Source organism: Streptomyces sp. NBC_00385 (assembly GCF_035917155.1).
GTDB lineage: Bacteria > Actinomycetota > Actinomycetes > Streptomycetales > Streptomycetaceae > Streptomyces > Streptomyces poriferorum.
Map to the genome: position 1 here is coordinate 3,458,303 of NZ_CP107951.1, position 25,468 is coordinate 3,483,770.

The 25,468-nt window shown below is 71.7% G+C and carries 26 protein-coding genes; 13 read left to right on the forward strand and 13 right to left on the reverse strand.

Features of this window, described 5'->3' with window-relative positions; genetic code table 11:
• The first annotated feature begins 138 nt into the window (after positions 1-138).
• A complete protein-coding gene (locus OG959_RS15205) occupies positions 139-966 on the forward strand; it encodes a MerR family transcriptional regulator (protein WP_326658711.1) in 828 nt (275 codons plus the stop codon).
• A 58-nt stretch (positions 967-1,024) separates the two neighbouring features.
• Here the strand turns inward: OG959_RS15205 and OG959_RS15210 are convergent, their stop codons facing one another.
• The gene (locus OG959_RS15210) at positions 1,025-2,257 is read right to left on the reverse strand and encodes an amidohydrolase family protein (RefSeq protein ID WP_326658713.1); all 1,233 of its coding nucleotides are present in this window, start codon (positions 2,255-2,257) and stop codon (positions 1,025-1,027) included.
• A 263-nt stretch (positions 2,258-2,520) separates the two neighbouring features.
• Here OG959_RS15210 and OG959_RS15215 point away from each other — a divergent pair, with 263 nt between their 5' ends.
• Positions 2,521-5,487: an AfsR/SARP family transcriptional regulator gene (locus OG959_RS15215; RefSeq protein ID WP_326658715.1), complete on the forward strand. Its 2,967-nt coding sequence runs from the start codon at positions 2,521-2,523 to the stop codon at positions 5,485-5,487.
• A gap of 204 nt (positions 5,488-5,691) precedes the next feature.
• Positions 5,692-5,865 carry a hypothetical protein gene (locus tag OG959_RS15220; RefSeq protein WP_326658717.1) on the forward strand — a complete coding sequence of 58 codons (174 nt, stop codon included), beginning with the start codon at positions 5,692-5,694 and terminating at the stop codon, positions 5,863-5,865.
• Positions 5,866-6,009: 144 nt separating this feature from the next.
• On the opposite strand, the gene OG959_RS15225 is transcribed toward OG959_RS15220, so the two are convergent.
• A complete protein-coding gene (locus OG959_RS15225; protein WP_326666857.1) occupies positions 6,010-6,177 on the reverse strand; it encodes a hypothetical protein in 168 nt (55 codons plus the stop codon).
• On the opposite strand from OG959_RS15225, the gene OG959_RS15230 reads away from it, so the two are divergent.
• On the forward strand, positions 6,172-6,438 hold the full coding sequence (locus OG959_RS15230; protein WP_326658719.1) for a hypothetical protein: 267 nt from the start codon (positions 6,172-6,174) through the stop codon (positions 6,436-6,438). The genes OG959_RS15225 and OG959_RS15230 overlap by 6 nt on opposite strands.
• 5 nt (positions 6,439-6,443) lie before the next feature.
• Here OG959_RS15230 and OG959_RS15235 read toward each other — a convergent pair whose 3' ends face one another.
• Positions 6,444-8,003, reverse strand: a complete 1,560-nt coding sequence (locus OG959_RS15235) for a FadD3 family acyl-CoA ligase (RefSeq protein ID WP_326658720.1) — start codon at positions 8,001-8,003, stop codon at positions 6,444-6,446.
• Positions 8,004-8,116: 113 nt separating this feature from the next.
• Here OG959_RS15235 and OG959_RS15240 point away from each other — a divergent pair, with 113 nt between their 5' ends.
• From OG959_RS15240 to OG959_RS15250, 3 genes are read left to right on the forward strand one after another with little or no spacing between them, the layout of a single operon-like run.
• Positions 8,117-9,265, forward strand: coding sequence for a lipid-transfer protein (locus tag OG959_RS15240; protein WP_326658722.1), 1,149 nt, complete (start codon positions 8,117-8,119; stop codon positions 9,263-9,265).
• Between the two features lie 13 nt (positions 9,266-9,278).
• Positions 9,279-9,722, forward strand: coding sequence for a Zn-ribbon domain-containing OB-fold protein (locus OG959_RS15245; protein WP_326658724.1), 444 nt, complete (start codon positions 9,279-9,281; stop codon positions 9,720-9,722).
• A gap of 6 nt (positions 9,723-9,728) precedes the next feature.
• Positions 9,729-10,508, forward strand: a complete 780-nt coding sequence (locus tag OG959_RS15250) for an enoyl-CoA hydratase/isomerase family protein (RefSeq protein ID WP_326658726.1) — start codon at positions 9,729-9,731, stop codon at positions 10,506-10,508.
• A gap of 15 nt (positions 10,509-10,523) precedes the next feature.
• On the opposite strand, the gene OG959_RS15255 is transcribed toward OG959_RS15250, so the two are convergent.
• Complete coding sequence (locus tag OG959_RS15255) at positions 10,524-11,078, reverse strand: hypothetical protein (RefSeq protein ID WP_326658728.1); 555 nt, start codon at positions 11,076-11,078, stop codon at positions 10,524-10,526.
• 246 nt (positions 11,079-11,324) lie between these two features.
• On the opposite strand from OG959_RS15255, the gene OG959_RS15260 reads away from it, so the two are divergent.
• Complete coding sequence (locus OG959_RS15260; protein ID WP_326658730.1) at positions 11,325-12,080, forward strand: hypothetical protein; 756 nt, start codon at positions 11,325-11,327, stop codon at positions 12,078-12,080.
• Positions 12,081-12,224: 144 nt separating this feature from the next.
• Here OG959_RS15260 and OG959_RS15265 read toward each other — a convergent pair whose 3' ends face one another.
• Both OG959_RS15265 and OG959_RS15270 read right to left on the reverse strand, forming a co-directional pair.
• Positions 12,225-14,558 (reverse strand): serine/threonine-protein kinase, encoded by a 2,334-nt coding sequence (locus OG959_RS15265; protein ID WP_326666392.1) that lies wholly within the window; start codon positions 14,556-14,558, stop codon positions 12,225-12,227.
• 178 nt (positions 14,559-14,736) lie between these two features.
• A complete protein-coding gene (locus tag OG959_RS15270; RefSeq protein ID WP_326658732.1) occupies positions 14,737-15,534 on the reverse strand; it encodes a VOC family protein in 798 nt (265 codons plus the stop codon).
• 326 nt (positions 15,535-15,860) lie between these two features.
• Here OG959_RS15270 and OG959_RS15275 point away from each other — a divergent pair, with 326 nt between their 5' ends.
• A complete protein-coding gene (locus OG959_RS15275) occupies positions 15,861-16,508 on the forward strand; it encodes a TetR family transcriptional regulator (RefSeq protein WP_148019260.1) in 648 nt (215 codons plus the stop codon).
• Positions 16,509-16,629: 121 nt separating this feature from the next.
• Here the strand turns inward: OG959_RS15275 and OG959_RS15280 are convergent, their stop codons facing one another.
• Positions 16,630-17,163: a nitroreductase family deazaflavin-dependent oxidoreductase gene (locus OG959_RS15280; protein WP_326658736.1), complete on the reverse strand. Its 534-nt coding sequence runs from the start codon at positions 17,161-17,163 to the stop codon at positions 16,630-16,632.
• Positions 17,163-18,383 (reverse strand): acyl-CoA dehydrogenase family protein, encoded by a 1,221-nt coding sequence (locus OG959_RS15285; protein WP_326658738.1) that lies wholly within the window; start codon positions 18,381-18,383, stop codon positions 17,163-17,165. The genes OG959_RS15280 and OG959_RS15285 overlap by 1 nt, the downstream gene beginning before the upstream one ends.
• 165 nt (positions 18,384-18,548) lie before the next feature.
• Between OG959_RS15285 and OG959_RS15290 the strand changes: the two genes are divergently transcribed.
• The gene (locus tag OG959_RS15290; protein ID WP_326658740.1) at positions 18,549-19,727 is read left to right on the forward strand and encodes a thiolase C-terminal domain-containing protein; all 1,179 of its coding nucleotides are present in this window, start codon (positions 18,549-18,551) and stop codon (positions 19,725-19,727) included.
• A gap of 19 nt (positions 19,728-19,746) precedes the next feature.
• Here the strand turns inward: OG959_RS15290 and OG959_RS15295 are convergent, their stop codons facing one another.
• Complete coding sequence (locus OG959_RS15295; protein WP_326658742.1) at positions 19,747-20,151, reverse strand: type II toxin-antitoxin system VapC family toxin; 405 nt, start codon at positions 20,149-20,151, stop codon at positions 19,747-19,749.
• Complete coding sequence (locus OG959_RS15300) at positions 20,144-20,422, reverse strand: type II toxin-antitoxin system Phd/YefM family antitoxin (protein WP_326658744.1); 279 nt, start codon at positions 20,420-20,422, stop codon at positions 20,144-20,146. The genes OG959_RS15295 and OG959_RS15300 overlap by 8 nt, the downstream gene beginning before the upstream one ends.
• Before the next feature lie 170 nt (positions 20,423-20,592).
• On the opposite strand from OG959_RS15300, the gene OG959_RS15305 reads away from it, so the two are divergent.
• On the forward strand, positions 20,593-21,270 hold the full coding sequence (locus OG959_RS15305) for a pyridoxine/pyridoxamine 5'-phosphate oxidase (RefSeq protein ID WP_326658746.1): 678 nt from the start codon (positions 20,593-20,595) through the stop codon (positions 21,268-21,270).
• 30 nt (positions 21,271-21,300) lie between these two features.
• Here OG959_RS15305 and OG959_RS15310 read toward each other — a convergent pair whose 3' ends face one another.
• Positions 21,301-21,480 carry a ferredoxin gene (locus OG959_RS15310; protein WP_326666394.1) on the reverse strand — a complete coding sequence of 60 codons (180 nt, stop codon included), beginning with the start codon at positions 21,478-21,480 and terminating at the stop codon, positions 21,301-21,303.
• A gap of 38 nt (positions 21,481-21,518) precedes the next feature.
• Positions 21,519-22,721, reverse strand: a complete 1,203-nt coding sequence (locus tag OG959_RS15315) for a cytochrome P450 (protein WP_326658748.1) — start codon at positions 22,719-22,721, stop codon at positions 21,519-21,521.
• Positions 22,722-22,888: 167 nt separating this feature from the next.
• Here OG959_RS15315 and htpX point away from each other — a divergent pair, with 167 nt between their 5' ends.
• Both htpX and pspAB read left to right on the forward strand, forming a co-directional pair.
• The gene (htpX, locus tag OG959_RS15320) at positions 22,889-23,800 is read left to right on the forward strand and encodes a zinc metalloprotease HtpX (RefSeq protein ID WP_326658751.1); all 912 of its coding nucleotides are present in this window, start codon (positions 22,889-22,891) and stop codon (positions 23,798-23,800) included.
• Positions 23,801-23,815: 15 nt separating this feature from the next.
• Positions 23,816-24,400 carry a PspA-associated protein PspAB gene (gene pspAB / locus OG959_RS15325; RefSeq protein WP_326658753.1) on the forward strand — a complete coding sequence of 195 codons (585 nt, stop codon included), beginning with the start codon at positions 23,816-23,818 and terminating at the stop codon, positions 24,398-24,400.
• Between the two features lie 66 nt (positions 24,401-24,466).
• Here pspAB and OG959_RS15330 read toward each other — a convergent pair whose 3' ends face one another.
• Entirely contained in the window at positions 24,467-25,429 is a 963-nt protein-coding gene (locus tag OG959_RS15330) for a zinc-binding dehydrogenase (RefSeq protein ID WP_326658755.1), read from the reverse strand.
• Positions 25,430-25,468 lie beyond the last annotated feature (39 nt).

Here is a 25,468-nt window from a genome sequence, read left to right on the forward strand (position 1 = left end):
TCCGGGCTCTCAAGGAATGCTCCACATCAGGTCCTGTCCGCGGCGGACAGGGAGGTCCCGTGACCTGGATCACTCCGGTGCCGGGCCACTGCGATGCTTGACCTTGACGCCGTGTGAGGCCTTGCACTGGGAGACATCATGTTCACCATCGGAGACTTCGCCAGGTACGGGCGGGTGTCGGCCCGGATGCTGCGTCACTACGACGCCGTCGGGCTGCTGCACCCCGACCGTACCGACCCCGCCACCGGCTACCGCTACTACGGCGCCGCCCAGCTCGCCCGGCTCAACCGGATCATCGCCCTCAAGGATCTCGGCTTCACGCTCCAGCAGGTGCGGGCCGTCCTCGACGAGGAGGTGGGCCCGGAGGAGCTGCGCGGAATGCTGCGGCTGCGACGCGTGGAACTGGAGGCGGCGATGGCCGCGGCGGCGGCCCGGCTGGCGCAGGTCGAGGCGAGGCTCCGGTCGATCGAGAGCGAGGGACACATGTCCGTGGATGATGTCGTGATCAAGAACGTGCCGGCGGTACGCGTCGCGGAGCTGACCGCCGTGGCCGCGGGGTACGGACCGGAGGACATCACGCCGGTGATCAGCCCGCTGTACGAGCGGCTGTTCCCGCTGCTGGACGAGGCCGGGGTACGCCCCACGGGCCCGGGTATCGCTCGTTACGCGGACGCCGCGGAGGGCGGCGGCGCGATCGTCGTCCATGCCGGGGTGACGGTCTCGGCCCCGGTCGGGCCGCTGGGTGACACCGGGGTGGCGGTGGTCGAGCTGCCGCCGTTCGAGGCGGCGACCATCGTCCACCGGGGCTCGATGGACGGCATCCTGCCGGCGGCGCAGGCCCTGGCCCGGGGGATCGACGCGAGCGGCTACCGCTCGACGGGGTACGCGCGGGAGATCAGTCTGGAGTGCCCCGAGGACCGGGAGAAGTGGGTGACGGAGCTCCAGGAGCCGGTGACCCGGGCCTGAGGCCCGCGACGAGGGGTGGGGCGGCCCGCGCGCCGGTCCGCCCCACCCCTCCCCCGCCTCACGCCCCGGTGCCGGGCCCCGCCCACAACCCGTCGTCGGTCAGCCCGAGCAGGTCGATCGCGTTGCGGCGCACGATGCGGTCCACGACGTCGGCGTCCAGGTGCCCCATCTGCGCCTCACCGACCTCGCGGGACTTGGGCCACGTCGAGTCGGAGTGCGGGTAGTCCGTCTCGTACAGGACGTTCCCCACCCCGATCGCGTCCAGGTTCTTCAGCCCGAACGCGTCGTCGAAGAAGCAGCCGTAGACATGCTCGGTGAACAGCTCCGACGGCGGCCGGTGGACCTTGTCGGCCACTCCGCCCCAGGCACGGTTCTCCTCCCAGACGACGTCGGCGCGTTCCAGGATGTAGGGGATCCAGCCGATCTGGCCCTCCGCGTACATGATCCGCAGGTTCGGGAAGCGCTCGAACTTGCCGCTCATCAGCCAGTCGACCATCGAGAAGCAGCAGTTGGCGAAGGTGATGGTGGAGCCGACGGCCGGCGGGGCGTCGGCGGAGGTGGACGGCATCTTCGAGGACGAGCCGATGTGCATGGCGATCACCGTCCCCGTCTCGTCGCAGGCCCGGAGGAACGGGTCCCAGTCGTCCGTGTGGATGGACGGCAGTCCGAGATGCGGCGGTATCTCGGAGAACGCCACGGCACGCACCCCGCGCGCGGCGTTGCGCCGGACCTCGTCGGCGGCCAGCCCGGCGTCCCAGAGCGGGACGAGGGTGAGCGGGATGAGCCGGCCGTGCGCGTCGGGCCCGCACCACTCCTCGACCATCCAGTCGTTGTACGCGCGCACCCCGAGCAGTCCGAGTTCGCGGTCCTTCGCCTCGGTGAAGGTCTGGCCGCAGAAGCGGGGGAAGGTCGGGAAGCAGAGGGCGGACTGGACGTGGTTGACGTCCATGTCGGCGAGCCGCTCGGGCACCGAGAACGAACCGGGGCGCATCTGCTCGTACGTGATGACTTCGAGCTTGATCTCGTCCCGGTCGTAGCCGACGGCGGTGTCCAGCCGGGTGAGCGGGCGGTGCAGGTCCTCGTACACCCACCAGTCGCCGATCGGCCCGTCGTCCCCTTTCGCACCCATCACGGGCGCGAACTTGCCGCCCATGAAGGTCATTTCCTTGAGCGGCGCCCGGACGATGCGTGGCCCCGAGTCCGCGTACTTGGACGGGAGCCGGTCCCGCCAGACATGAGCGGGCTCCACCGTGTGGTCGTCCACCGAGATGATCTTCGGGAAGGTCTCCATGCGTACCAAGGTAGCGCTGATCTGACGAACCGTCAGCTGTTAGGGCCCGCCCGAAACTCCGGACGGGGCCCTGCGACGGGGCCCCGTTCCACAATCGTTGTCGAGGGCTTGTGCAGAGAGTCACCCACTGCTGACGCGCACCCCGTTCACAAGGCAGACTGTTGACGGCGATACCAACGGTATGGAGCAATCCGGATGGTCCAGGTGAATCCGGATATATGCCAGGTGCCGGGCAGCGCACAGAGCAGGACAAGGAGACAGCAATGGGCCGTGACGACGGGCCACGGGTACGCGTTCCGGAGCAACGTGCCCCGGAACGGTCGGCGGTGGAGGAGGCCGGGCTGCACTTTTCCCTGCTCGGCCCGGTGAGGGCCCGGCGGGGCGAGGAGACACTGCCCTCCGGCTCACCCCAGCAGCGCGCCCTGCTGACGGCTCTGCTGCTCAGGGGTGGCCGCACCGCGACGGCCGCCGAACTCATCGACGCCATCTGGGGCGAGGACCCTCCCTCCCAGGCCCTGGCCGCGGTACGCACCTACGCCTCGCGCCTCCGCAAGACCCTGGGGCCGCTGACCCTGGCGAGCGATTCCGGCGGGTACGCGATGCGGATCGGGCCCGAGGCGCTCGACCTGACCGTGGCCCAGGACCGGGCGGCCGACGCGGAGAAGGCCCGGGCGTCGGGCGACCGCTGCCGGGCCCGGACCCTGCTGAACGAGGCGCTCGGTCTCTGGGACGGCGAGGCGCTGGCCTCCGTGCCCGGCCCGTACGCGGAGTACCAGCGCTCCCGGCTGGAGGAGTGGCGGCTCCAGCTCACCGAGACCCGCCTCGACCTGGACCTGGAGGTCGGCTGCCACGCGGAGGCGGTCTCCGAACTGACCGCGCTCACCGCCGCGCATCCGCTGCGCGAACGGCTGCGCGAACTCCTGATGGTGGCCCTGTACCGCAGCGGCCGTCAGGCGGAGGCCCTTGCCGTCTACGCCGACACCCGTCGGCTGCTCGCCGAGGAACTGGGCGTCGACCCACGCCCCGAACTCGCCACGCTCCAGCAGCGCATCCTCCAGGCGGACGAGGACCTGGCCCGCCCGGCCGACGAACCCACCCCGGCCGCCGCACCGGTCCGCCCGGCGCAGCTGCCGGCCACGGTCCCGGACTTCACCGGCCGCTCCTCCTTCGTCCGGGAACTGGGCGACCGCCTCGCCACCGCCGAGGCCTCGGTCATGGCCGTCTCCGCTCTCGCCGGCATCGGCGGCGTCGGCAAGACGACCCTCGCCGTGCACGTCGCCCACCAGGCCCGTCGGCACTTCCCGGACGGCCAGCTCTACGTCGACCTCCAGGGCGCGGGCGCCCGCGCCGCCGAGCCCGAGACGGTGCTCGGCTCGTTCCTGCGCGCCCTCGGCACGGCGGACTCCGCGATCCCCGACTCCCTGGACGAACGCGCCGCGCTCTACCGCTCCACGCTCGACGGCCGCCGCATCCTGGTCCTCCTGGACAACGCCCACGACGCGGCCCAGATCCGCCCCCTGCTCCCCGGCACGGCGGGCTGCGCGGCGCTGGTCACCAGCCGGGTCCGTATGGTCGACCTGGCGGGCGCGCACCTCGTCGACCTCGACGTGATGTCGCCCGAGGAGGCGCTCCAGCTCTTCACCCGGATCGTCGGCGAGGAGCGCATCAACTCCGAGCGCGAGGCAGCCCTGGACGTGGTGGCCGCCTGCGGATTCCTCCCCCTCGCCATCCGCATCGCGGCCTCCCGCCTGGCGGCCCGCCGCACCTGGACGGTCTCCGTCCTCGCCGCGAAACTCGCGGACGAACGCCGCCGGCTGGACGAGCTCCAGGCGGGCGACCTCGCGGTGAAGGCCACCTTCGAACTCGGCTACGGCCAGCTGGAACCCGCCCAGGCCCGCGCCTTCCGCCTCCTGGGCCTCGCGGACGGCCCGGACATCTCCCTGGCCGCGGCGGCGGCCCTGCTCAACCTGGAGGTGCACGCGGCGGAGGACCTCCTGGAGGCCCTGGTCGACACGAGCCTTCTGGAGTCGGCGGCCCCGGGCCGCTACCGGTACCACGACCTGGTGCGCCTCTACGCGCGTTCGTGCGCGGAGCGGGACGAGGAGGCTCCGCAGGAGCGGGAGTCGGCGTTGTCGCGGCTGCTGGACTTCTATCTGGCTACTGCGGCGGGGGTGTATGCGTTGGAGCGGCCGGGGGAGCGGGTCCTCGATCACTTCGAGCCCACCGGCCACCCCGGCCTGTCCTTCACCGCGCCGACGGAAGCACTGGACTGGCTGTTCAGCGAGTCCAGCGGGCTGCTTGCGTGCGCCCGGCAGTCCGCTGCGAAGGGGACGCTCCGCAAGGCAGCCGATCTCCTCATGGCCGCCGTGGACCTAGGTGAGTCGGGCGCGAACTCGCATCAGTTCACCCAGGCTGCGACAGCGGTCTCCGAAGCGGCTCGGACCGCCGGTAATGTGCAGGCTGAGGCACGTGCTCGCACCATGCTGACTCATGTCCACAGCATCTCCGGCCGGTTCGCCGATGCAGAGAGCGACGCTCGACGCGCCCTGGAACTGGGCCTGGCCGCCGGGGATCCGGTCTCATCGAGTCAGGCACCCAACCAACTCGGCATCATCGCCCTCTACGAGAACCGGCACACCGAGGCCGAGGCTCACTTCTCCCAGGCTCTGGGCGCCTTCCGAGCGGACAACAACAAGTCGGGCGAAGCGTCGGCGCTGTGCAACATGTCCAGGGTCCACCTGGCCACCGACAGGAAGATGAGCGCGGTGAGCCTGGCACAGCAGGGCATCGCGCTCTACGAGTCGGACGGCAGGGAGCAAGCGCTCCGGCTGGCCAATGGGAAGTACGCGCTCGGACTGGCGTTCACCGGCGCGGGGCAGACATCCGAGGCGCGGCAGGTACTCACCGAGGCACTAACCGTGTTCCGTGAGAGTCGGCAGCGGTTCTGGCACGGCATGACTCTGTTCCGGCTGTCAGAAGTGGACTTGGCAGACCACCAGCATGCTCAGGCCGCCGCACAGGCGGAGCAGGCCCTCGCTGTTCTGCACGGAATCGGTGGGGAGTGGCGGCGGGCGAACATTCTCACTGTGCTGGGTCTCAGCCTCACGTCACTCGGCCAGACCGATCGCGCGCAGGCCTGCTGGCGTGAGGCGCTCACGGTCTTCGAAGAACTTGGTTCAACCGAGGCAAACGACGTACGCGCCCTTCTCCAGCCAACCTCAGTGCTCTGAGGCCCTCGCGCCTCGTTCATCATTCGTTTATCGCCCCGCGCCACTCTCTACCTCATCGATCCGTCGCGTCGGGGGGCAGACGGATCGGCGTGTGGCCTCACCACTAAGGTGAACGGCCCTGGAATGCCCGTCCGGCGATCCACGGGGGAACCGCCGGACGGGCACACCATCCACCACGTCCACGCTTTTCAGGAGCTGACCTTCATGGCTGACAACAGCGGCATCATCAAGCCAACCGACGCCCACGCCTCGGACGAGGAGATCACCACGCAGGACGCGCACGCCTCCAGCGAGCCCCTCAAGCCGACGGACGCGCATGCGTCGGGCGAGGAGATCACCACCCTCGACGCCCACGCCTCGGCGCCGAAGCCCAACTAGTCCAACCTGCACGGGGAACGGCCGCGGCGGCGCGGAGGGGGAGCCGTCGCGGCCGCTGCATGTCCGGGGCCGGTCGACGCGATCGCGTCAACGTTCGACTGCTTCCCGCCAGAGGGGTACCGCCATCGCCCCCTCTGTCGTCCCCTACAGCCCTCGGACCTGAACCCCCGCCCCACACAGCTTCCCCATGTCGTCCTCGTCCGAGGTGAACACCACCACCCGCCCCCGCTGCCGCCCCGCGATGACCGCGAGCGCCGCGTCGATGGCGTACTTGTGGCTCTCACGCGGACAGAGGTCCAGCATTCCTTGCACGCCGCGCACGCCGGGCCCGATGTCGCCGCCGAAGCCGAGGCATGGCTCGACGAGAGCGCGCTCGTCCGGATGCCGTCGCTCCTCTTCGACCGCGCGGGACAGCTGTCGCCCGGCAACCGGCTCCGCTCCCTGGACGCCCTGCACCTGGCCGCCGCGCAGGGGCTCGGCAAGGCGCTCCTCTCGTTCGTCGTGTACGACAAGCGGCTGGTCGAGTCCGCACGGGAACTGGGTCTGCCCGTCGCGTGCCCCGGGGCGGGCTGAGCGCGTCAGCGTCCCCGCAGCTCCCCCTTCACCACCTTGCCGCTCGCATTGCGCGGGAGCTCGCTGACGAACTCCACCGTCCTCGGCACCTTGTAGTTCGCCATCTCCCGCCGCGACCACGCGATCAGGTCGTCCGCCGTCACCGTCGCGCCCGGCCGGCGCACCGCGTACGCCTTGCCGACCTCGCCCAGGCGGGGGTCGGGGACGCCGATCACCGCGACGTCGGCGACGTCCGGGTGCAGGCCCAGGAGCTGTTCGATCTCCGCGGGGTAGGCGTTGAAGCCGCCGACGATGAACATGTCCTTGATCCGGTCCGTGATCCGCAGGTTGCCGGCCTCGTCGAGGATGCCCACGTCGCCCGTGTGCAGCCAGCCGTCCGAGGTGATCGTGGCGGCCGTGGTCTCCGGGTCCTCGAAGTAGCCGCTCATCACGTGGAAGCCGCGCACCAGGATCTCGCCGGGGGTGCCGGGGGCGGCCAGGACGCGGAGTTCCGTGTCGGGGATCGCCCGGCCCGAGGTGGAGGCGATCACCTCCGCCGGGTCGCCGCGGCGGCACATCGTGACGATGCCGCTCGCCTCGGAGAGGCCGTAGGCGGTCAGGACCGTGGCGATGTGCAGTTCCGAGCGGAGCCGTTCGACCAGTTGGAGGGGGACGACGGCCGCGCCCGTCACCACCAGGCGGAGCGCGGACAGATCATGGCTCGCACGGGCCGGGTGGTCCAGGAGGGACTGGTGGAGCGTGGGCGGGCCGGGCAGGACCGAGATGCGTTCGGCGGCGATGTTGGCGAGGACCGTGTCCACGTTGAAGACCGGCTGCGGGATCATCGTCGCGCCCCGCATCAGGCACGCGATGATGCCCGCCTTGTAGCCGAAGGTGTGGAAGAACGGGTTCACGATCAGATAGCGGTCACCCTCGCGCAGCCCGGCCAGCTCGCTCCAGATCGCGTAGCAGCGCAGGGTCTGGGCGTGGCTGATGACCGCGCCCTTGGGGCGGCCCGTCGTGCCCGAGGTGTAGATGATGTCGGAGGGCGCGGACGCGGGGACGGCGTCGGCCCGTGCGCGTACCTGCTCGGCGGATATCCGCTCCCCCGACGCCAGGAAGTCCTTCCAGGTCATGTAGTCGTCGGCCTCGGGGGCGGTGTCGGCCAGTACCACCACCCGCTCCAGGTGCGGGAGTTCGATCTCGGACCGGCGCAGGGACGCCACGTACGACGTACCGAGGAAGGTGCCCGTGACGAAGAGCAGCTTCGCGCGGCTCCGCTCCAGGACGTACGCCGCCTCCGTGCCCTTGAAGCGGGTGTTGAGCGGGACCAGGACCGCGCCCGCGGTCACCGCGCCCAGTGCGGAGACGATCCAGTCCAGCGTGTTCGGCGCCCAGACCGCGACCCGGTCCCCCCGCTCCACGCCGGAGGCCATGCACGCGGCGGCGGCCCGCTCCACGCGTTCTCCGAGTTCCGCGTACGTGATCCGGGTGCGGCCCTCGACGACCGCCTCCCGCTCCCCGTACCGTCTCACCGCCGCCCGTACCAGGTTCGGGACGGTGGACCATTCCTCGTCGCCGCGCATCTCGTGCCCTCCCGCCGAACCAGAACGCAGTAGCAGCCTCGTAGCTGACTATCCGTCAGATTAGCTGTAGCCTCCTCCGCTGTCAGCAGTCATGACGGCCTCGGAGGTGGCGGGTGGCGACGCTCAAGGACAAGGCAGCGATAGCCGGTATCGGGCAGACGGAGTTCGCGAAACACCTGCCCGAGTCCGAGAAGACCCTGGCGTGCCGGGCGATCGTCGCGGCGCTCGACGACGCGGGCATCGCCGCGTCGGAGGTGGACGCGTTCGCCTCGTACACGATGGAGGAGACCGACGAGGTCGAGGTCGCCAAGGCGATCGGGGCCGGTGACGTCACCTTCTTCAGCAAGGTCGGGTACGGGGGTGGTGGTTCCTGCGCGACCCTCGCGCATCTGGCGGCTGCGGTCGCCACGGGGCAGGCGAGCGTCGGGGTCGCCTGGCGGTCACGGAAGCGCGGGTCGGGGCCGCGGCCCTGGAAGAACACCGCCGTGCAGCTGCCCACCCCCGCGCAGTGGACCCGCCCGTACGGGCTGCTGCGCCCCGCCGACGAGATCGGGATGCTGGCCCGGCGGTACATGCACGAGTACGGGGCGACCCGCGACCACCTCTTCAACGTCGCGCTCGCCTGCCGCAACCGGGCCAACCAGAACCCGGCCGCCGTGATGTACGAGCGCCCGCTGACCCGCGAGATGTACATGACCTCGCGCTGGATCAGCGAACCGCTCTGCCTCTTCGACAACTGCCTGGAGACGGACGGCGCCCTGGCCTGCGTCATCGTCTCCGCCGAACGCGCCCGCGACTGCCGGCAGAAGCCCGTCTACCTCCACTCCGTCGCCCAGGGGCTGCCCGCCCAGCACCACGGGATGGTCAACTACTGGAACGACGACCCGCTCACCGGCCCCGCCTGGACGGCGGCCCGACAGCTCTGGAAGCAGGCCGACTTCGGGCCGGAGGATGTCGATGTGGCGCAGATCTACGACGCGTTCACGCCGCTCATCCCGCTCTCCCTGGAGGGCTACGGGTTCTGCGGGCGCGGCGAGGGTGCCGCGTTCACCGAGGGCGGGGCGCTGGAGAGCGGCGGGCGGCTGCCGATCAACACGGGCGGCGGCGGGCTCAGCGAGGGATACGTGCACGGCTTCAACCTCATCAACGAGGGCGTGAAGCAGCTGCGCGGCATCTCCACCGCCCAGGTCCCGGACGCCTCGACCTGCCTGGTCACCGCCGGGGAGGGTGTCCCGACGTCCGCCGTACTGCTGAGGAACTGAGGAGCTGACCGCAATGGATGGACTGCTGCTGCCCGTCGTCGACGAGGACGGCGCGCCCTTCTGGGAGTACGCGGCCCGCGGCGAACTGCGCGTCCAGGCGTGCGCCGCCGAGGACTGCGGACGGCTCCGCTTCCCGCCCCGGCCGTGCTGCCCGCACTGCCAGTCCTTCGACAGCGAGTGGCGGGTGATGAGCGGACGCGGCCGCATCTGGTCGTACGTGCTGCCGCATCCGCCGCTGCTGCCCGCGTACGCCGCCCAGGCCCCGTACAACGCCGTGATCGTCGAACTGGCCGACGCCCCGGAGATCCGGCTGGTCGGGAACGTGGTCAGCGGGCCCGAAGCCCCGCTGAACTCCGTCGATCCGGCGCGGCTGCGGATCGGGGCGGCGGTGAAGGCGGTCTTCTGCCCCGTCTCCCCCGACGCGCCGCCCCTGGTCCGCTGGACGCTGGAGCGGTGACCTGAGATGGCGCTCCGCACGGAGACGGACAAGGAGACCGGGGTGGCTCTGCTCACCCTGGACCGGCCCGAGAAACACAACGCGATCGATCTCGCGACGGCCGCCGAACTCACCGCCGCCTGGCGGGCGTTCCGGTTCGACGACGAGGTGCGGGCCGTCGTGATCACGGGGGCGGGAGGGCGTGCCTTCTGTACCGGGATCGACCGCGGTGTGAACGTCCCGCAGCCCTCGTCCCCGTACACGATCGACGATCCGCTGCTCACGATCGGGCCGAAGGCCAACGACCTGTGGAAGCCGGTGATCGCGGCCGTGGAGGGGATGGCCTGCGGCGGGGCCTTCTACCTGCTGGGCGAGGCGGAGTTCGTCATCGCGTCCGAGGAGGCGACGTTCTTCGACCCGCACACCACGTACGGCATGGTCAGCGCGTACGAGGCGATCGCCATGGCGCAGCGGATGCCGTTCGGCGAGGTGGCCCGGATGTCCCTGATGGGCACGGCGGAACGGGTCTGTGCCCGTCGTGCGTACGAGACCGGGCTGGTCAGCGAGGTGACCCCGCCCGGCGGCGCGGTGGAGGCGGCGCTGCGGGCGGCGGCCGTCATCGCCTCGTACCCGTCGGGCGGGGTCCAGGGGACGGTACGCGCGCTCTGGTCCGCCAAGGAGGCGGCCCGGGCCCAGGCCTTCGCCCACGCCCCGCACCTGCTCGCGCTCGGGAGCCTGGCGCCGGAGCAGCAGGCGGAGCTGTTCAGGGGGCGGGGCGGGGGTGGCGGTACGTTCCGGCTGCGGTGAGGACGGGGTGGAGCGTCAGTAGCTGAGCTCGGCGGTGACCGAGCACTTCTTCACCCGGGAGATCCTGCTCGGGTGGTCCATCCGGACGGAGACGTTCTTCGTCTCGCCGCCCTCCGCCTCCACGGTCGCCTCACCCGTGTCGACGGTGCTGCCGACCGCGTCGAGGAGGTTCACGTCTATCTCGTAGGTGTGGGTTCCCGCCGCGTTCGCCGTGATGCGCACGATGGAGGTGGTGACGGCCTTGAACTTGCCCTTGCGGGGGGTCGCACAGCGGAAGACGTACGCCTGCGGGGCATCCGTGGCCGTGGCGGTGGGGGTCACGTTCGTGGAACCCGAGGAGCCGCTCGACGAGCTGTAGTCGTCATCGTCGTAGTCGGAGTCGGTGTCGTGGTACGTGCCGTTGCTCTTCTTCGAGCTGGAGCACCCGCCGCCGCTGCTGCTGCTCGACTTGCTCTTCCCGCTCCTGCTCTTGCTGCCGCCCTTGCCGCCGCTGCTGGAGCTGGAGAAGCCGGTGAGCGCGAGTACCACCGCGACCAGGACCACGGTCAGCTTCACGTGTTGCCGCACCATCGGTACGTCCCCCTTGTGTTGTCCTTCGTCTGTGCTGCGTGCCGGCCCCGTTGCCGGACGGCCGCGCGACACCGTAGCGCACAGCATGGCGGGGCCCGACCGGCAGTCCGGTCATGGCCCTGTCACGGTCCTGTCATCGTCCGTCTGGTGGCGTGGGTCATGCCTCCGGCGTAGCGTCGAGTCGAGAGCGGTGAGGATCGGCGTCGCCGGCCGGCGCGCGTCTCCCGCCCGCGGGAGGTACCGGACATGATCCGTAACGTCCTCGGCTCGATCGTCGCTCTCCTTGGAGCGGCGGCCGCCGTGCTGAGCCCCTTCCGTGACTGGTACGACGGCCGCCTCGGGCGGTACTACGGCGTCGACGACCTGTTCACCGGTGTCACCGCGGCCCACCCCGGCGTGCTCGGCTCGATCCTGCTGCCCTTCCTCTTCGCCGCGGTCCTGGCGGTCGTGGGCGTGGTGCTCCGATTCCGGCCGCTGGTCGCGCTCGCGGGTGTGCTGGTGCTCGGGTTCACGGTGTTGTGGATGGTGCGCCAGGGGCAGGCGGCGGGCAGCCTGACGGTTGCGGGTGACGGTTCCGGACTGCAGCTGGGAGTGGCGGGCGCGGCCGGTGGCGGTGTGCTGCTTCTGCTGGGTGCGGCGCTGATGTCCGGGCGCGGGCGGGGGCGCGACCGCGGTCTCGCCGGCCGTCCTGACCACCGCGAGCAGCCGTACGCGGCGCCGGGGTCGGCGGACCCCGACACGTGGCCGCCTACGCGGGAGCCGGGGCCGTCGGTGCAGACGAGTCCGTGGCCCGAGCCGGAGGTGGACCCGTACGTGGGGCCGGGGCCGGGTCCGTCGTCCGGACCGCGGACCGGGCCGCCGCCGGGGCCGCCCCCCGGCGCCCCGCGTGACCCCGATACGGAGCCGACCGCGACGTACCCGGTCCAGGACCGGCCCGAAAACGGGGCCCGTCCGGCGATTGAGGTCGAAGCGGCAACCCTCTCAAGCCCGTCCGGCGATTGAGGACGGAGCGGCCACCCCCTCAAGCCCGTCCGGCGTTTGAGGACGGAGCGGCCACCGGGCGCCCCCGGACCCCTTGTGCACCGCCCACCACATCCCCGGTTCCGTCCTCAAACGCCGGATGGGCTGGGGGGGGGCCGCCAAGGGCTACGCGCGGGCCCTGTTTCCCGTGCCCGTGCCCTTCAGCGCATCCAGCGCGTACACGCAGCGGTCCTTGCTGCACGCATAGACCACCCCGCCCTGCGCCACCGGCGAACCCGTGATCTCGCCGCCCGTGGCCAGCTTCCAGCGAAGCTGGCCGCCCACCGCGTCCAGGGTGTAGAGCACATGGTCCGCCGAGCCGAAGTGGACGCGGCCGTCGGCGACGACCGGTGCGCCCACCACCTCGCCGCCCGCGGCGAACCTCCACTTCGGGGTGCCCGTGACCGCGTCAAGCGTGTACAGCGCGCTGCCGCTGCCGACGTGCACGTTGCCCGCCACCACCAGCACCGGCTCGATGGACTGGCGGGACTCCGTGGCGATGCGCCAGCGGTCCTTGCCGGTCGAGGCGTCCAGCGCGTACACCGTACCGAGGTAGTCCGCGAGGTACACCCCGCCGCCGGTGACGGCCGGGCCGGGGGCGAAGGCGGGCGGGGAGAGGAAGACGGCCGGGGACTCGAAGTGCCAGCGCACACGGCCGGAGGCGATGTCCACGGCGAGGACCCGGGTCCCCGCCGAGACGTACACGTAGCCGTCCGGCGCCGGGGTCACCCGGACGGGCACGCCGCCGCAGGAGGCCGCGTCGCCGACCGGGTAGGACCAGCGCTCGGTGCCGGTGCGGGCGTCGACGGCCCGCAGCCGGGCGTCCTGCCAGAGGTAGACCGTGCCGTCGTGCAGCGCCGGTCCGGCCTCCGCCGTCTCGAAGTCCGTCTGCGCGCCGTGGATCTCCCAGAGCCGTTCGCCCGTGGACGCCTCCCACGCCTGGACGCCGCCGCCCCGCGTACCGGTGACGACCGTGCCGCGTTCGGCCTTCAGGGAGTACACCCACGCGTCGGACTGCAGCCGCCACCGCTCGGCGCCGGTCGCCGCGTCCAGCGCGTAGAGGGACGGACCGTCGGAGGCGAGGATGCTGCCGCCGTCCACGGCCATCGCCCAGGCCACGTCACGGGTCTTGAACTGGCGCCGCCCGTTGCCGGTGTCCAGCGCGTGCACCTCGAAGGAGGTGACGTACAGCAGGTCGCCGATGACGACCGGTGTCCCCCACACGTCGTTCGACATCCGGAACCGCCAGGGCCGCCAGCGCCCCGGGGCCGCGGGCGCGCTGTCGGGCGCCTGCGCCGGAGCGGGTACGGGGGCGGTCGGAGCGGTGACCGCTCCGTTCACCCCGGCGGGCGGTCGCACCCAGCCGGTCGCCGGACCGGCCTCTGCGGTGGCCGCAGAGCCGCGTACGTCCTGGGCGCGCGGGCCCGGACCGATCGGCACCTGCACGCCGGACAGCCGCACCGGGCCGCCGTCGGACACGTGGGCCGGCTGCTGCGCGGGCGGCGCCACGGGTGCGGGAGGAACGGGCGCGGGCGCAACGGGTGCGGGCGGGACGGCGACCGCGCGTCCGCCGCCGCGGCGCTGTTCGATCATCGCGGTGGCGGAGGCAGGCAGCCAGGCCGAGGCCGTGCCGCTGTCGTCGCTGCCGGAGGCGAAGAGATGCGGGGAGAGCTGGGACTGCAGTTCGGCGGGGGTGGGCCGCATCGACGCGTCCATCTGCATGCACGACTCGATCAGCGACCGCAGATCGTCGGGCAGACCGGTCACGTCCGGGCCCTCGCGCAGCAGCATGAAGACCGTCTCGACCGGGTTGGCCCCGTGGAACGGGGCATGGCCGGTCGCGGCGAAGACGAGGGTCGAGCCGAGGGAGAAGATATCGCTCGCGCCGGTGACGCTGCGCGAGTCACGCGCCTGCTCGGGCGACATGTACGCCGGAGTGCCCACGGCGACGTTCGTCATGGTGAGCCGGGTGTTGGAGACACCGGAGGCGATCCCGAAGTCGATCACCCGGGGGCCGTCCTCGACGACGAGCACGTTGGACGGCTTCATGTCGCGGTGGACGAGCTTCGCCCCGTGGATGGACTGCAGGGCCTCCGCGATACCCGCCGCCAGCCAGCGCACGGCCTGGGTCGGCATGGGACCGCACTCATTCACTATCTCTTCGAGCGACGGCGCGGGCACGTAGGCGGTGGCGAGCCAGGGCACCGCGGCGCGCGGGTCCGCGTCGACCACGGCGGCCGTGTAGAAACCGCTGACGGCGCGGGCGGCCTCCACCTCGCGCGTGAAGCGGACCCGGAACAGCTGGTCCTCGGCCAGTTCCGTACGGACCGTCTTGATCGCCACCCGCCGGCCGGACGCCGAGCGGGCGAGATAGACCAGCCCCATGCCGCCGGCCCCGAGCCGTCCCAGCACCTCGAACGGGCCGATCCGCCTCGGGTCGTGCTGCGTCAGCTGCTCCACCACTTGCCTGCCACCTCCCCGTACGGACCTCCGTGAGGAGAGGTCCGCGAAAAACCCGCCGTGTGCAGCGTCTCATCAGTGGGCACCACCCGGCGGTGCGCACCCCGATTCTTCCTGGCCGGGGCGCCGGTTGCGAACCCGGGGGCGGATCGGGGTGTCCCGTACCGTTCCGTCTGTTTCAGGACACGGGTTCCTGAAGTACGGCGAACACGGCGCCCTGGTCGTCCTGGAGGACCGCCATCCGCCCGTACGGGATGTCGAAGGGCGGTTCGGAGACCCTCCCGCCGAGCCGTACGACCGTCTCGGCCGACGCGTCGCAGTCGGCCACGGTGAAGTAGCTGAGGAAGTGGCTGGGCATCTCGGCGGGGAGGCCGTCCGTGATGACGCTGCGCCCGCCGACCGCGGTGTCCGGCCCCGGTTCGGTGCCGGGCGGGGACCACATCCGGTAGTCCACGCCGGACTCCGCGGTGCCCGGGTCGACGCCGGGCTCGTCGATATCCGCGGAGCGGAAGCCGAAGACCTCCTCGTAGAAGGCGTCGACCCGGTCCTTCTGCCGGGTGTAGACCTCGGTCCAGCAGAAGGAACCGGGCTCGTTCTGCTTCTGGAAGCCCTTGCGCTCGCCCGCCTGCCAGAGGCCGAACACCGCCCCGCCGGGGTCGGCGGCCTGGGCGAGCACCCCGGACCGGCCGGCCCGGACCGGGTCGGTGATCACCTGGCCGCCGTTCTCGCGGATCCGGGCGACGGAGGCGGTGATGTCGTCGGTGGCGAAGTAGACGCCCCAGGCCGTCGGCATCCGGCCGTCCTGCTTGGCGGCGAGGGCGGCCACGAGAGCGCCGCCGCTGAGGGCGTCGGCGTACGGGCCGTCGCCCGCCCGGAAGGTCCAGCCGAAGAGCTCACCGTAGAAGCGCTTGCCCGCTTCGAGGTCGGGGAGCTGCACATCCACCCAGCACGGGGCGGACTGCGCGAATGCGGCCATGGGCCCGGATCCTTCCGTCGCGACGACACTCATCCGTGGTGACGCTCGTCACACCCAACGTAGCCGCGCACCGGCCCCGCCGCGCCCCAGCCCCTCCGGTGCGAACATATTTTCGATGCGCACGTCACGCGCGCCCTCGTCACGGAAAGTTATCCACCGAAGTTGTCCACAGGCTGTTGATAACACTAATCAGACTGTGGGGAACCAGCGGAGCGCCCCTGGGGCGCATCCCCCGAAATCCACCCACTCCCCCCACCGCACCTGCCGCACTCCCCATTTGCAGTCGGCCGAATCGCGCTCCGATCACCCGTCGGTAAGCTGACGGCATGACAGGACAAGTACGCACCGTCGACGGCCGCGTGGCCGGTCGGCGAGGACAGGCGACGCGGCAGAAGCTGCTCGACTGCCTCAGCGAGATGCTCAGCTCCTCGCCGTACCGGGACGTCAAAGTCATCGACGTCGCCCGGAAGGCGGGGACTTCACCCGCAACCTTCTACCAGTACTTCCCCGACGTCGAGGGCGCCGTCCTCGAAATCGCCGAGGAGATGGCCAAGGAGGGCGCCGGACTGACCGAACTGGTCGCCGGACGCTCCTGGGTCGGAAAATCCGGATGGCAGGCAGCCGAAGAACTCGTCGAGGGATTCCTCGACTTCTGGCGGCGCAACGATGCCATTCTGCGCGTGGTCGACCTCGGTGCCGCCGAGGGCGACAAGCGGTTCTACAAGATCCGCATGAAGATCCTGAACTCCGTCACCAACTCCCTTACGGACTCGGTCAAGGAGCTCCAGGCCAAGGGCAAGGTCGACAAGGACGTCAGCGCCGCTGCGATGGCGGGCTCCCTGGTCGCGATGCTGGCCGCCGTCGCCTCGCACCAGAAGGGCTTCACCACCTGGGGCGTCAAGCAGGCCGAACTCAAGCCGAACCTCGCGCTGTTGGTGCATCTGGGCATCACCGGCAAGAAGCCGACGAAGTAGCGCCCGCGCCGGAACCCCGTACTGGGTGACGCGCGGTGATCCCGGGCGCCCCAGGTCCTGTCTCACCGACGGCGGACCACGCATGTGGTCCGCCGTCGGCGTTCCCGGACCCCTCGGAACATCACGCCGGACCGTCGCGCCCCTCCACCGGCTCCGCCGCGTCCACCGGATCCGCCGCATCCAGCCGGAACAGCCGGATCTCCCGGTCGATCCGGGCCTGGTACGCGGCATAGGGCGGCCAGAACTTCAGCGCCGCCTCCCACACCCCGGCCCGTTCCTCCCCGGCCAGCAGCCGTGCCCGTACGGGAATGTCGCGGCCCTTCCAGTTGATGACGGCCGCCTCGGGATGCGCCAGCAGATTCGCCGTCCAGGCGGGATGACCCGGACGGCCGAAGTTGCTGCCGACCAGGATCCAGTTGCCCGGACCGCCGTCACCCGGCTGCGGCATGCAGGCCAGCGGGGTCGTCCTGAGCTGCCCGCTGCGCGCCCCCGGCACCGTCAGCACCACCCCCGGCAGCATCTGTGCGCTGAGCAGTACCCGGCCCCGGGTGAGCCGGTGCACGGTGCGGTCCATGGCGGGCACGACGTGCGGGGCGATCCGCGCGAAGACCCGGGTCGAGGACACCTTCTGGACGAGCCGGACCCCGGGCGGCATCAGACCGCCACCTGACCGGCCGGCCCGCGCCCCGCCGGGCCGTCGGCCCGCTCCTGCCCGAACAGTCCGGCCCGCTCGGCCGCATGGTCGCGGAGCCGGTGCACCGGGCCGAGGAGCAGCTCGTCGGACGCGGCCCGGTTGAAGTACAGCCGCGCCTCGTCCTCCCAGGTGAAGCCGATGCCGCCGTGCAGCTGCACGGCCTCGGCGGTGGTGATCCGCAGCGCTTCCAGCGCCTGGGCGAGCGCGAGACCGCCGGATTCCGGGTCCCAGGCCGCGTAGTACGCGGCGGAGCGGGCCGAGCGCACGCGTACGTACAGGTCCGCCAGGCGGAGCTTCACGGCCTGGAAGGAACCGACCGCTCTGCCGGACTTCTCCCGCTCCCCGACGTAGTCGAGCGTCCGTTCCAGCGCGCCGGCCGCGGCCCCGGCCGCCTCGGCGGCGAGTGCGACCGCCGCCGTGCGCCCGGTGGCCGCGAGCGCTGAGATCGCTTCCACGGAGTCGTCGGCGCCGAGGAGTTCGGCCTCGGTGTCGCGCAGCTCGATCCGGGCGAGCGGCCGGGTGACGTCGAGCGAGGTCTGCCGGGTGCGGACGAGACCGGCGGGCGGCTGTGGCCCGTCGGTCCTGACCAGGAACAACAGGGTGCGGCTGCGCGGAAAGCCGCCCGTGTGCGCGGCGACCAGGAGCAGTCCGGCACTGTGCCCGTCCAGCACCTGGGCGGCCTCCCCGTACAGCCGCCACCCGCCGTCCCCGCCGGCCGGCCGGGCCTGCACACCGCCCGCCCGTCCGCCGCCCGCCCAGGCGCCGCCGGTGAGATCGCCGGTGAGGCCGAGCGCGGTGGAGAGCGAGCCGCCGGGGACGGCCAGGGCCGCGGTGAGCCCGCCCGAAGCGAGGGACGGCAGCAGGGCGGTGCGCTGCTCGTCGGTGCCGAGGGCGAGGATCAGGGGGGCGGCGAGTACGGCGGTGGCGAGCAGCGGGGACGGCAGCAGGGCCCGGCCGGCCTCCTCCAGGGCGACGGCGAGCTCGGCCGGGCCGCGGCCCCCGCCCCCGTACTCCTTCGGGAGGGCGAGTCCGGGCAGCCCGAGCTCCCGGGAGAGCCGGTGCCACAGTGCGGTGTCGTACCCGTCCGGTGTCGGTGCGGCTGTCCCTACGTCGCGTTCGGCGAGCAGGTCGCGCAGGGTGCGGCGGATCTCGTCCTGTTCCGCGGTGAAGGCGGCATCCATCGGCGGGCTCCTTCTCCTCGGAGGCCGACGGCCTCCGATCTGACGGGCCGTCATGCTAGGGGTGAAGCAGCGAGATTCCCAGAGTCTCGCAGAGCGACAGGCGCCACAGGATCCGCGCACGGAACGGCGGTTCACATTCCCCAAACCTGATGTACCGTCAGATTCATGCCTGCCACGCCCTCTTCCCGCCGCAAGGTCGCTGTCGTCGGCATATCCCTCGCCGACTGCGGACGCGTCGACACGGCCACTCCGTACGCCCTGCATGCCCAGGCCGCCCGCCGGGCGCTCGCCGACTCGGGCCTTGACCGGTCGGTCGTCGACGGCTTCGCCTCCGCGGGCCTCGGCACGCTCGCCCCGGTCGAGGTCGCCGAGTACCTGGGGCTGAAACCCACCTGGGTGGACTCCACCTCGGTCGGCGGCTCGACCTGGGAGGTCATGGCGGCCCACGCGGCGGACGCCATCGCGGCAGGGCGTGCCAACGCCGTCCTGCTGGTGTACGGGTCGACGGCCCGGGCCGACATCAAGGCGGGCCGCCGTACGTCCAACCTCTCCTTCGGGGCCCGCGGCCCGCTCCAGTTCGAGGTGCCGTACGGGCACTCGCTGATCGCCAAGTACGCGATGGCCGCCCGCCGCCACATGCACGAGTACGGCACCACGCTGGAGCAGCTCGCCGAGGTGGCGGTGCAGGCCCGGGCGAACGCGGCGGCCAACCCGGACGCGATGTTCCGCACCCCGGTCACGGTCGACGAGGTGCTGTCGGGCCCGATGATCGCCGACCCCTTCACGAAGCTGCACTGCTGCATCCGCAGCGACGGCGGCTGCGCGGTGCTGCTGGCGGCCGAGGAGTACGTACCGGACACGGCGAAGGCCCCCGTCTGGATCCTCGGCACCGGCGAGCACGTCTCGCACTCCACCATGTCGGAGTGGGACGACTTCACGGTCTCGCCCGCCGCCGTGTCCGGCCGCCTCGCCTTCGAGCGGGCGGGCGTGCGGCCCGCGGACATCGATCTGGCGGAGATCTACGACGCGTTCACCTATATGACGCTGGTGACGCTGGAGGACCTGGGCTTCTGCGCGAAGGGCGAGGGCGGGCCGTTCGTGGAGAAGGGCCGCACGGGCCTCACCGGCGAGCTCCCGGTCAACACGGACGGCGGCGGCCTGTCCGCCTGCCACCCCGGAATGCGCGGACTGTTCCTGCTGGTGGAGGCGGTACGCCAGCTGCGCGGCGAGGCGGGGGCCCGCCAGGTGCGCAAGGCGGGGGGCCGGCTGCCGGAACTGGCGGTGGCGTCGGGGACGGGCGGCTGGTTCTGCTCGTCGGGGACGGTGGTGCTGGGGCGGGGGTGAGACCGCCTCCGGCGCGGGCTCACACGGCCACGACGGTGAGCACGTCCTCCAGCCCTTTGAAGTCGTCCGCGTTGCGAGTGAAGAGCGGCAGCCCTCTGACCGAAGCGATGGAAGCGATCATCAGGTCCATGCGCCGAGGCCGGGGGTTACGGCCTGCCGCAACGACGAGGGACACCATGCTTCCGTAACGAGCAGCCGCGTCCCCGTCGAAGGGAAGCGGTTCGAAATCAGCCACGGCGGCTCCCAGCTTCTCCATGCGCGCCGCCCTCCCGGCCGGATCCCTGGCCATCGCCACGCCTTGCTGCAATTCAGCCATCGTCACAGCGGTGAGCGCCGGGAAGGCGGGCAGATCCTCGGCGCGCAACAGGTCGAGGTCGATGTACGTGCAGGTGTCGAGGACCCCCGCGCGATAGCGCTCAGCCACGCGTACGCTCCCATGGGTCGTCGTCCCCGGCCCGGTCCTCGTCGCCGAACAGCTCGTCCGCCTCGCGACGCATCAGCGCACCGTCCACACGGGGAAGCCGCCGGTGCCGGGCCACCAGCTCCTCCGCGCTCAGGCTCCGTTTGCGAGTGAGGGGCCGAAGTTCCGCGACCTCTATCCCGTTACGTGTGATGTGGAAGATCTCGCCCTCCTCCACAGCATTCATGACGTCCGCGGACCGATTCCGGAACTCCCGCTGCGTAATGGTCTTCATAACCACAGCGTAGCCCCCCGTGTCTCACCGCGCTACAGCATCGCCGCTGAGCGCGATCCTTCGATCGGAGTTGAAAGCGATGTGAGCACTCGCCCACGCATCCGGCCCTGCCCGGCCGCCTCCGCCGCGCCCACTTCGCTCTCAACTCCCTCACCGGATGGAATGGGCGGATGACTGATGGATCTGCCTCCGGACAGCGCGCCTTCCTCGACCTGCTCCACTCCCAGCGCGTCTGGGACATCGAGCTTCCCGCCTTCGACCCGGCCACGGCGCCCCCCGCCCCGCTCCCCCTCTTCCACGCCTGGTTCGCGGAGGCGGTCGCGGCCGGGCAGGCCGAGCCGCACACGATGACGCTGGCGACGGCCGACGCGGAGGGCCTGCCCGACGTACGCACGCTGATGCTGCACGACGCCGACGCGCGCGGCTGGCACTTCGCCACGCACGCCACCAGCGCGAAGGGCCGCGAGCTCGCCGCCCGCCCGTACGCCGCGCTTGGCTTCTACTGGCCCGCGCAGGGCCGGCAGGTACGAGTCCGGGGACCCGTCACCACCTGCTCCCCCGCCGAGAGCAGCGCCGACCTCCACGCCCGCTCGACCGGGGCGCTCGCCTCGGCGCTGGTGGGGCGGCAGAGCGAGGTGCTGGGCTCGACGGGGGAACTCGACCGGGCCTCGGACGCCGCCTGGCAGCGGGCACAGGAGAAGCCGGAGGCGGAGGTGGCGAGCTGGACGCGGTACGTGGTCGAGCCGCGCGAGGTCGAGTTCTTCCAGGGCGACGCCCGGCGGCGGCACGTACGGCTGCGCTACCGCCGGGACGGTACGGGCTGGGAGCGGGAGCTGCTCTGGCCCTGACCACCCGCCGCAATGTGCCGCCGCGCCGCGTCAGGTGATCGTGATGGCCTGGACGGGGCAGGCGCGGGCCGCCTCGGCGACCATGGGCCCGGGCTCGGCCTCCGCCAGGAGCTCGCTGAGCCCGTCGTCGTCCTGCGTGAACACCTTGGGCGCGGCGAGCGCGCACTGCCCGGCGCCGATGCACACGTCCCTGTCGATATCGATCCGCATGGCCGTCATGTCCGTCCGTCCTTCCGCTCGGGTCCCGGTCACCAGGTCACGGGCAGTTCGATGAGCCCCTGGACCGTGTCCCCCGGTTTGAACGGGATCTCCTCGGCCGGCACCGCGAGCCGCAGACCGGGCAGCCGGCCGAAGAGCGCGGGCAGGGCGATCTCCAGCTCGGCCCGCGCGAGGTTCTGGCCCAGGCACTGGTGGATGCCGAATCCGAAGGCGACGTGGTTCCGCGCCCCCCGGCCGAGGTCCAGCTCGTCCGGCGACGGATAGGCGGCCCCGTCCCGGTTGATCACCGCCGTGGACAGCAGGACACCGTCCCCGGCCCGCAGGGTCACCCCGCCCACCTCGATGTCCTCGACGGCCACCCGGGAGAGCCCGTCGGCGATGGACAGGAAGCGGAGCAGCTCCTCGACGGCGGCCGGGACCCCGTCGCCCCCGTCACGCAGCCGGGCCAGCTGGTCCGGGTGCTGGAGCAGGGTGAGGGTGCCGAGCGAGATCATGTTCGCGGTCGTCTCGTGACCGGCCACGAGCAGGATCTGGGCCAGTCGCACCAGCTCCTCCAGATCCACCGCCCCGGTCTCCAGCTGCTTGGCGATGAGCTCGTCGAGCAGCCCGTCGCCCGGATCCCGGCGCTTCCGCTCGATCAGTGCGCGGAAGTACGTACTCAGAGCGTCCCGCGCCGCCTCGACATCGGAGCCCGCGGGGCCGCGCAGCAGCTTGCGGGACTGCGCCTCGAAGAACTCGTGGTCCGCGTAGGGCACGCCCAGCAGCGCACAGATGACCATGGAGGGCACGGGCAGCGCGAAGGCTTCGACCAGCTCGGCCGGCGGGCCCTGCTCGGCCATCGCGTCGAGCAGCCGGTCGACGATCTCCTGGATGCCCGGCCGCAGCGCCGCCGCCCGCCTGACCGTGAAGCTCGGGATCAGCATCCGGCGCTGCACGTTGTGCTCCGGATCGTCGAGGCCGAGCAGTTCGACGCGCCGCTGGGTGGTGGCCGCCAGCCGCCGGGCGAAGAACGGGAACGCGGGATTCTCCCGGTCGGAGGACAGCCTCGGGTCCACCAGCAGGGCGCGCGCCTCGGCGTGCCCGGTCACCAGCCACACCGTACGGCCGTCGAAGAGCCGCACACGGGACACGGACTGCTGGCCGCGGCCCGTGCTCGGATAGCCGGTCGGCGGGTGGTAGGGACAGGTGCGGTCCTGCGGGAAGACGACGGTCTCTGTCTGTGCCTGTGTCACGGCGGGCCTCGCAAGGAGAGGGGGTGACGTACCGATCACCACCACTAGATGCCCCAGGCACCTAAACAGGTAGGTCCTGTTCGGCCAAATGCCCCGACCGGAGCGGACGCATCCACTTTCGGCCATCGAGGAGCACCATGGAGGCAGGTGAGGACTGGAGGTCACCCATGACCAAAACCCGTAGCCGGTACGCCCCCGACCGCGGTCTGACCACACGCATGGTCACCACCATGTTCCTGATCGGCCTGCTGTACGTGGTCCTGGTCGGCGTCCTGCTGGCCGTGATGCGCGGCGCCTGGCCGATCATCCTGATCATCACCGGGGGCATGTTCGTCGCCCAGTTCTGGTTCAGCGACCGCATCGCGGCCTTCAGCATGGGCGCCCGCGAGGTCACCCCCGAGCAGGCGCCGGAGCTGCACGGAGCGATCGACCGGATCTGTGCGCTCGCCGACATGCCCAAGCCCCGGGTCGCCATCGCCGAGAGCGACGTACCGAACGCCTTCGCCACCGGCCGCAGCGAGAAGAGCGCCCTCGTCTGCGCCACGACGGGCCTGCTGCGACGGCTGGAACCGGAGGAGCTGGAGGGCGTCCTCGCCCACGAGATGTCGCACGTCGCGCACCGCGATGTCGCCGTCATGACGATCGCCTCGTTCCTGGGCGTCCTCGCGGGCATGATCACCCGCGTCGCGCTCTGGGGCGGCTTCTCCCGCAACAGCCGCAGCAACGACCCCATGGGCATCGCGATCATGCTGATCCCCCTGGTCAGCGCCGTGGTCTACGCCCTGAGCTTCCTCCTCACCCGGCTGCTGTCGCGCTACCGCGAACTCTCCGCCGACCGCACGGCCGCGCTGCTCACCGGCAGACCCTCCGCCCTCGCCTCCGCCCTCACCAAGGTCAGCGGGCAGATGGCCCGCATCCCGACGCAGGACCTGCGGAAGGCGGAGCCGTACAACGCCTTCTACTTCGTCCCCGCCTTCTCCTCCAAGGAGAGCCTGAGCCGGCTGCTCTCCTCGCACCCGACCCTGGAGCAGCGCCTGGACCAGCTGGCCCGCATCTCCGCCGACCTGTCCCGCCCCTGACCGAGGAGTACGCCCGTGGGTCTGCTCGACACCATCCTGGGCCGGAGCAAGCCGGTCCGCCCCGACCTCGACCAGCTCTTCGCCGTCCCGTCCGCCGCACTGACCCTCCAGGCGGCCACGGGCTTCGTCCCGACCGGCCTCGGCTCGGTGTGCTTCGCCGGTGTGGAGGGCGCCGGCTTCGCCCGTATCCAGCAGGACGTACGGGAGCTGCTCGACGCGGACACCGGGCGCGGCGGCATCCCGGTGGAGTTCAGCCGGGACTCGTACGGCTACACCTGGCTGCTCGCCCGGCAGCCGCCCGACGACCTCGCCGCGCTGGTCAACGACCTGCACGCGGTCAACACCCTCCTCCAGGACGGCGGCTTCGGCCCGCAGCTGCTGTGCTCGCTGATCGGCTTCCGGGATGCGGAGGGGCGCTCGCTGGCGCTGGTCTACCTCTACAAGCGCGGCACGTTCTACCCGTTCGCCCCGGTGCCGGGCGGCGGCGAGAAGCGGGACAACCAGCTGGAGTTGCAGGTCCGGGCCGCCCTGGGGGACGACCTTCGGGTGGAGAAGGACCTGGGGCGGTGGTTCCCGGTGTGGGGGGCGCCGGGGTTGTGAGGGCCGGGGTTGTGAGGGCCGGGGTTGTGAGGGCCGGGGTTGTGAGGGCCGGGGCCTCGCCTTCGCCTACGGCGTCAGCACGATCCTCCCGAAGACCTCGCCCGCGTCCATCCTCCGGTGCGCCGGCACGGCTGCGTCCAGGGGCAGCACCTCGTGCACCACGGTGGCGATCTCGCCGCGGCCCGCTGCGGCGAACTGTTCGCTCCGCACAGCACGCCGGTCGGCTCCGGTGACGGTGGCCGCGCTGAAAGCGGCGAAGGACATCGACTTCTGGAACGCCGCCATGATCTTCGTGCCGAAGTCCGCCGGCGGCTGGCCCGCGACAGCGCCCACGGCCACCATGCGCCCGTTCGGGTTGAGCCGGTCGAAGAACGACGGCATGTCCTGGCCGGCCACCACGTCGATGATGACGTCGTAGCCTGCGGGTGCTGGTTCCCCTCCTTCGCCGGAGCGGTCCAGGACGTGCGTCGCGCCGAGACGTCGCAGCCGCTCACCGCGCCCGGCCGAGGACGTGGTGACCGCCACCGCGGCGGCGCCGCCGCGAGCGGCGAGCTGCACCGCCATGATCCCGATGCTGCCGGCCGCACCACGCACCAGGACCGTCTCTCCGGGAGCGAAGTGGGCGTGGCGGAGCCCGAAGTGGGCCACCACGCCGGAACTGCCGAGTGTCACCGCATCGACCGCGGACAGGTTCGCGGGCAGGGGAACGATCTCCTCGACCGGCGCGAGGGCCTGTTCGACGTAGCCTCCGCCGGTTCCCGTGAAGCCCCACACCCGCCGGCCGATCCACGAGGCGTCGACGCCGTCACCGACCGCGGTCACGGTGCCCGCCACCTCGCCGCCCGGGATGTGGCCCTCCTTGAAGCCGTAGGCGGCCAGGGCCCCGCTCCGGATCACCACGTCGACTCCCCCGACGCCCACGGCCTCGGCCTCGATCACCACCTGTCCGGCAGCGGGTGCGGGATCCGGCAGGTCGACAACGGCCAGGCCTTCAGGACCTCCGAACGTCTTGATCGCGATGGCCTTCACTGTCGTCTCCCTGGTCCCGGTGCTGTGCACCCCGATGGT

Excerpts from the sequence above, each read along its gene's own strand:
- OG959_RS15310 (WP_326666394.1), bottom strand. The coding sequence starts at position 21,480 with ATGCGGATCGATATCGACAGGGACGTGTGCATCGGCGCCGGGCAGTGC.
- OG959_RS15255 (WP_326658728.1), bottom strand. The coding sequence starts at position 11,078 with ATGGTGCGGCAACACGTGAAGCTGACCGTGGTCCTGGTCGCGGTGGTA.
- OG959_RS15220 (WP_326658717.1), top strand. The coding sequence starts at position 5,692 with ATGGCTGACAACAGCGGCATCATCAAGCCAACCGACGCCCACGCCTCG.
- OG959_RS15280 (WP_326658736.1), bottom strand. The coding sequence starts at position 17,163 with ATGCCGCCCGGGGTCCGGCTCGTCCAGAAGGTGTCCTCGACCCGGGTC.
- OG959_RS15305 (WP_326658746.1), top strand. The coding sequence starts at position 20,593 with ATGACTGATGGATCTGCCTCCGGACAGCGCGCCTTCCTCGACCTGCTC.
- OG959_RS15250 (WP_326658726.1), top strand. The coding sequence starts at position 9,729 with ATGGCGCTCCGCACGGAGACGGACAAGGAGACCGGGGTGGCTCTGCTC.
- OG959_RS15275 (WP_148019260.1), top strand. The coding sequence starts at position 15,861 with ATGACAGGACAAGTACGCACCGTCGACGGCCGCGTGGCCGGTCGGCGA.
- OG959_RS15290 (WP_326658740.1), top strand. The coding sequence starts at position 18,549 with ATGCCTGCCACGCCCTCTTCCCGCCGCAAGGTCGCTGTCGTCGGCATA.
- OG959_RS15245 (WP_326658724.1), top strand. The coding sequence starts at position 9,279 with ATGGATGGACTGCTGCTGCCCGTCGTCGACGAGGACGGCGCGCCCTTC.
- OG959_RS15235 (WP_326658720.1), bottom strand. The coding sequence starts at position 8,003 with ATGCGCGGCGACGAGGAATGGTCCACCGTCCCGAACCTGGTACGGGCG.
- htpX (WP_326658751.1), top strand. The coding sequence starts at position 22,889 with ATGACCAAAACCCGTAGCCGGTACGCCCCCGACCGCGGTCTGACCACA.
- OG959_RS15285 (WP_326658738.1), bottom strand. The coding sequence starts at position 18,383 with ATGGATGCCGCCTTCACCGCGGAACAGGACGAGATCCGCCGCACCCTG.
- OG959_RS15300 (WP_326658744.1), bottom strand. The coding sequence starts at position 20,422 with ATGAAGACCATTACGCAGCGGGAGTTCCGGAATCGGTCCGCGGACGTC.
- OG959_RS15270 (WP_326658732.1), bottom strand. The coding sequence starts at position 15,534 with ATGGCCGCATTCGCGCAGTCCGCCCCGTGCTGGGTGGATGTGCAGCTC.
- OG959_RS15215 (WP_326658715.1), top strand. The coding sequence starts at position 2,521 with ATGGGCCGTGACGACGGGCCACGGGTACGCGTTCCGGAGCAACGTGCC.
- OG959_RS15205 (WP_326658711.1), top strand. The coding sequence starts at position 139 with ATGTTCACCATCGGAGACTTCGCCAGGTACGGGCGGGTGTCGGCCCGG.
- OG959_RS15210 (WP_326658713.1), bottom strand. The coding sequence starts at position 2,257 with ATGGAGACCTTCCCGAAGATCATCTCGGTGGACGACCACACGGTGGAG.
- OG959_RS15260 (WP_326658730.1), top strand. The coding sequence starts at position 11,325 with ATGATCCGTAACGTCCTCGGCTCGATCGTCGCTCTCCTTGGAGCGGCG.